The organism is Pseudomonas sp. P5_A12 (assembly GCF_056400685.1).
Genome location: NZ_JBFUKU010000332.1, coordinates 1 through 5,452, shown reverse-complemented (window position 1 = coordinate 5,452; position 5,452 = coordinate 1). Strand labels below are relative to the sequence as shown.

Here is a 5,452-nt window from a genome sequence, read left to right as displayed (position 1 = left end):
GAACATCACGTACCCAAACCTCTGCACGCCCGCCTGAAGGCCGTATGAGGCTGCTGTGGTCGCGTAGTATCCCGTGACTTTTCCGTTCTCGATCAATTCGCCTTCGCCATGCTGTGCGCCGGCGATGAGGCCCGCTTTCAGCACATCAGGGAAAACGAGGATACCCTTGGCTCGCTGCGCGAGAGCTCGCGCTTGCGGCGTTTTGGTATACAAACTCTGTAACGCCGCGTTCGCCTCGCGGTCCATTTCCGCGTTAGCAGCCATCGCACCAGAGGCGGAAGTTGATTGATCCATTTGGCAGCCTGCAGTGATCGCGAAGATTGAAATCATTGCCATCATTCGAAGGTGTTTGATCATGAGCAATACTCCGTTTCTGTACCTGCCGTTGAGGAACCTGCGTGGCGACAGCCGTTGCGGATCTGAATCGCATCAGTGGCGCGTGCTTCATAGTGTGGTGCGATCAATATGTAAAACTGCGATCACTCCTACGAGCATAGGTGATTGCTACAGGCTTCGATGCTCGATAGTCGACCAGATTTATTGTGACTTGAACTCACGTAAGCTGAAATTGCCACTGCTCTGCCAAGTGATTGAACGAAGACCTTGAGCTCGCAATGTCGAAATCGGTCACCATAAAAGCAGGGGAAATACGCCGACCTGCCAGACTATTTTTTCTTCTCGAATGCAGCAATTTCCTCGGCGAGGATCGGTATCGCCATGTTAATGCTCTCCTGCCCGAAGGACGTGGCGATCTTGAGCGTCTCCATGATCTCTTCCATGGTCGCACCTAGGGCCAAGGCGCCCTTGATATGGCGCCGAGTACCGGGGGCGTACATGTGCGTAACCGACGCGTCCAATGCGATGCTGAGTAGTTCAACGAACTTCGGTTGGAGAGTCTTGCCGTCGTAAATGCCCCCGACGGCCGCAAAGAACTGATCGGTCCACAGAGGGTCAAGGTTGAAAAACGGGTCCCAGGCCGTATTCCAGAGTCCCTTCTCCTTCATCATGTCGGCCGAAGGAGTCGCAGCGTTCTTGACAGTGGGGGTCTTTCCAGCCGCCTTACCCTCTTCGAGCAGAATCGGCGCGCCGAGGCTGCACGCATGGATCGCCATGAACGCGGCACCCTCGATCACCAGCTGGATCTCGTTTCGGGTGGCGCCCGCTTCAAGCGCAGCTCTGATGTGACGGCGCGTGGGATCCGGCTGCAGGTTTGTGCAGGCGGCGTTCAGGCCGACGCAGATCAGCTCGATGGTCTTGATGTCGAGAATTCCGTTTGTCCACGGATTCGTGTTCACCTTCAGGTATGCCTCGGCTTTGGCGGGGTCCCATTTCCGCACAATGTCGATGGCCTTGGTCTGCGAAGATTCCCCCGCCGCCTCGGCGGAAGCCGAGCCAACCATGGCGCTTGCAATGGCCAGGCCGCCGAGACCGAGGGCGCTGCTCTCAAGAAATTCGCGTCGGTCCATCAAGTCCTCCTTGGGCTGTGCAACGTCCGCATCAGAACCCCTCCGAGGAGCTTAGGCGATCACTTGGATTGTTCTACGTTTAAAGTGCATTTAAAAAATACTAGCTTCAGGAACCTTGAACGACTGGAGGTCGACCTTGTTAGTGATTCAACGGGTCGATGCAGCCGACTGGCTAAATCGCTCAGCGGGCATTTACATAAAGCTAGTGCCCGGCTTCCGGAGTCGGGGACTGCTACTATCACTGAACTAAGCTTTTCTGTGTGCATGCGGATGTATGGTCTTGGCCAACTTGGCACAGCTGATCTTGGGACGGAGCAGTTGAAACAAATTGTGAGGCTCTGACCATGCAGGGAATCCACGTTTGGATAACACACCTTACGGCCCTTCCTTCGGCACGCTCAGCGCTGATCATCAACGCCGTTGCGGCGCTCACATTCGCTCTTTTCACCGGCCCGATGTATGCGGCAGCCGAAGCAAAATCGTCCCCCGAGGCACCGCAGCGTGAGCAACTCACCCTTTCGACCGAGAGCGCGACGAAGCCGTGGATCGGCGATCTCGACGGGATGATCGAACGACGGGTCATTCGCGTTCTTACGGTTTACAGTAAGACTTTTTATTTTGTCGACAGGGGTGTTCAGCGCGGCACGACGTACGACTTTTTTCGCGTATTCGAAGAGGATCTGAACAAGAAACTGACAAAGGATAAAAAGCTCAAGAACAAGGCTCTGAAAGTGCGGGTGATGTTCATTCCTGTGGCACGGGATGAACTGCTGCCGGCGCTGGCTGCGGGCAAAGGTGATATTGCGGCGTCTAACCTGACCGTGACTGAGGAGCGCCAGAATCTTGTTGATTTTTCTTTACCTATGTTTCGCAACGTCAGCGAGGTGGTGGTTACTGGTCCCGACTCGCCCACGGTGTCCAACGTGGATGAGTTAGCGGGACAAGTGGTCTTCGTTCGTAAATCCTCTAGTTATTACGAGAGCCTGATGGCCCTCAACCTGCGGTTCGCCAGCGAGAACAAACCGGCGGTCGTCCTCAAGGAGGCACCGGAGGCTCTGGAGGACGAGGATCTGATCGAGATGTTGAATGCTGGCATGATTCCTCTCATCGTCGTGGACAAGCACAAGGCGGACTTCTGGAAGAAGGTGTTCCCGGCTATCACGGTGCATGATGACATCGCTTTACGCACCGGTGGCGAGGTTGCCTGGGCGCTGCGCAAGGGCAGTCCGCAGCTGCAGGCTGCAGCCAACGATTTCATTGCTCGTCACGGCCAAGGCACCACTCTCGGGAACATGATCCTGACGCGTTTTTTTAAAAACGAAAAATATGTAAAGGCCGCTGTCTCCGAGTCCGAACGCAAGAAATTTATCGCATTGGTTCAGTACTTCCAGGAGTACGGCGACAAATATGATGTGGACTGGTTACTGATGGCAGCCCAGGGATACCAGGAATCTCAACTGAATCAGGCAGCCAGGAGCAAGGTGGGCGCCATTGGGGTTATGCAGGTCATGCCTGCCACCGGCAAGGAACTGGGCGTCGGCAACATTGCTGAAGTCGAGCCAAACATTAACGCCGGAATTAAGTACRTGCGTTGGATGATCGACCAGTATTATGGCAAGGAGCCGATGACCAATCTGGACAAGGCTTTGTTCGCCTTCGCTTCTTACAATGCAGGTGCGGGCAGAATTTCCAAACTTCGTAAAGAAGCCGCCAGCCGTGGACTGGATCCGAACGTCTGGTTCCATAACGTCGAGTACGTTGCTGCCGAGAAAATCGGTGCGGAGACGGTTACCTACGTCAGTAATATCTACAAATACTACATTGCCTATCAATTGATCATGCAGGCCAATGCGGCGAAAGCCGAGGCTGCGCAGAAGTTGAAAGAGCAGAGCAAAGAGGCACGTTGACCTATTAATGTTCTGAAAAAATCGGCCGATACGGACAATGAACTGAATATCTGCCTCACCCAACACTTCTGCCGACCACATTGTGTGGCAAAAAGGCGCGGCAAGGGGCAGATTGTCTGTGATTTCTCGAGTGAAATCGACAGACCGCATTTGGCCGATTGCTGTCCTTCATATCAGGTAGCAATCGACCTAAAGGGCTCTGGTCGGTTAGGCCGCGCCCACCCCTGAGTGGGCAGCTGGTGTGGTCTTATAACTTCATGGGCGGTTTGCCCCAAAAAAAGAAGAAGCCGCCCCTTCCCAACAAAGGCATCTGTTAACCAAAACAGAAACGACCTACCGCTCTATCCCCCGACCACCCCATACAACCCCAACCGCCGATCCCCATGCAAATCATTGCGCGCACTAATCCGCTTATTCCTTGCCTCGCCAAGATTAAGCGTCGCCAACAAAATCCGCTCCCCACCCTGCTCCGCCGGCCCCGCCAACGGATACCCATCCGCATCGACAATCACCGAACCCTGCACCCAACCAACCCCTCGTTCATGCCCATGCCGATCACACGCGGCAATAAACATCCGGTTCACCGAAGCATTAGCCTGAACCCGCACCACTTCCGCCGGACGCTCAGTCGGCGGCCTCGGACCATCCGGCCAGTTAACCGGCGCACAAAGCAAATCCGCACCCGCCAGTGCCGGAAGTCTCACCCACTCCGGAAATTCCAGGTCGTAGCAAATCAGCATCCCGATTCGCCCATGCACCGTTTCAACCACCGGCGGCGCGGCATTCCCGGCGCTGAAGATGTCGCGCTCGGCATCCCAGAGGTGCGCTTTGCGGTACACGGCGCGCAAGCCTTGGGCATCGATCATCGCCGCGCTGTTGGCCAGTTCATCGCCGTCCAGTCGTTCGCAAAAACCACCGACCACGACAATGTTCAGTTCGCGGGCCAGTGCCGCCCACAGGCGCAAGGTCGGTCCTTCGGCCGTTTCTGCCAAGGACAACGCTTCGCTGCGGTCGTTGAACACGTAGCCGCTCTGCACCAGTTCAGGAAGCACCACAATCTGCGCACCTTGATGGGCCGCGGAACGAATGGCGCGCTCAGTGAGTGTGCGGTTGAACGCGAGGTCGCCGATTTTCGGTGCCACCTGGCAGCAGGCGACCACGGTGTTTTTGGCAGTGTTCAATGCACCTCCTCCGCAGTCGGTTTGGTCATGGCAATGATGTCGCTCTCGGTAATCGCGTCGATGATCCGCCGTTCCGATGCAAGGTCGAGCGAGCGGCTGAGGAGGTAGTACGTCAGGCCCGAGACCACCAGCCCCACCAGCCAGGCGATGTCCACGCCTTCGAGCATGCGCGCCAGCGGGCCGACGAATACTTCTTTGTTGGCGGCGGCATCGAAGATGTAGAAGAACGGCACCATCGCGGCAAAGCCGATCAGGTAGGAGACGATGCCGCGAAATTGCCAGGCGCCGTAGATGCCCTTCGGGGTGAAGAAGTGCGGGATCGCGTAGCGGCCTTTGCGCACGAAGAAGTAGTCCACCAGATTGACAGCGGTCCAGGGCACAAGGAAGTACAGGAGCAACACGAGGAAGGTGTTGAGCAGCGCGATGCCGTCGCCTTTGATCGACAGCACACAGGTCAGCAGAATGACGCTGATCGCGGTGATGGACAGGATTCGGGCGCGGGGTGTCGGGGTGATTTTCTTGATCGAGTCGACGCCGGTCAGCAGCGTCAACATGGCGCTGTAAGTGTTGAGCGCGATAATCGGCAGGAAGCCCGCCACCGAGACGATCACCAATACATTGCCCAGCCCCGGAATCATCGAAGAGCCGACCTGGTTCAACGCCACCAGCGCATCAACCGCTTTCAGCTGCTGCGCCAGCCACGCACCGAGGCCGATCATCCAGCTGCCGGACAGCGAGGCGCCGATGAACACGGCGGCGATCAGTTTTGGCCGGCTGGTGTTTTTCGGCAGGTAACGGGAATAGTCAGACACGTAAGGCGCATAGGAAATGTTGTAGCTGGCGCCGATGGCAAACAACGTGGCGAACGCAACCCAGCTGAAGCCCAGGTCCCCAGGTC

5 protein-coding genes are annotated in these 5,452 nt (G+C 56.5%); 1 reads left to right on the top strand and 4 read right to left on the bottom strand.

What is annotated here, in order from left to right; all coding sequences use genetic code 11:
- Together AC1DSG_RS26985 and AC1DSG_RS26980 are read right to left on the bottom strand one after the other, a co-directional pair.
- On the bottom strand, positions 1-357 hold a 357-nt coding region (locus AC1DSG_RS26985; protein ID WP_477793611.1), incomplete at its 3' end, for a lipid-binding SYLF domain-containing protein.
- 308 nt (positions 358-665) lie between these two features.
- Positions 666-1,466: a carboxymuconolactone decarboxylase family protein gene (locus tag AC1DSG_RS26980; RefSeq protein ID WP_477793610.1), complete on the bottom strand. Its 801-nt coding sequence runs from the start codon at positions 1,464-1,466 to the stop codon at positions 666-668.
- Positions 1,467-1,810: 344 nt separating this feature from the next.
- Between AC1DSG_RS26980 and AC1DSG_RS26975 the strand changes: the two genes are divergently transcribed.
- On the top strand, positions 1,811-3,373 hold the full coding sequence (locus tag AC1DSG_RS26975) for an MltF family protein (protein ID WP_477793609.1): 1,563 nt from the start codon (positions 1,811-1,813) through the stop codon (positions 3,371-3,373).
- 341 nt (positions 3,374-3,714) lie between these two features.
- On the opposite strand, the gene AC1DSG_RS26970 is transcribed toward AC1DSG_RS26975, so the two are convergent.
- Positions 3,715-4,554, bottom strand: a complete 840-nt coding sequence (locus tag AC1DSG_RS26970) for a nitrilase family protein (RefSeq protein ID WP_477793608.1) — start codon at positions 4,552-4,554, stop codon at positions 3,715-3,717.
- Positions 4,551-5,452: cytosine permease (locus AC1DSG_RS26965; protein ID WP_477793607.1), on the bottom strand; the 902-nt coding region annotated here is incomplete at its 5' end. The genes AC1DSG_RS26970 and AC1DSG_RS26965, both read right to left, overlap by 4 nt.

Coding starts and splice junctions, on each gene's coding strand:
- AC1DSG_RS26980 (WP_477793610.1), bottom strand. CDS start 1,466: ATGGACCGACGCGAATTTCTTGAGAGCAGCGCCCTCGGTCTCGGCGGC.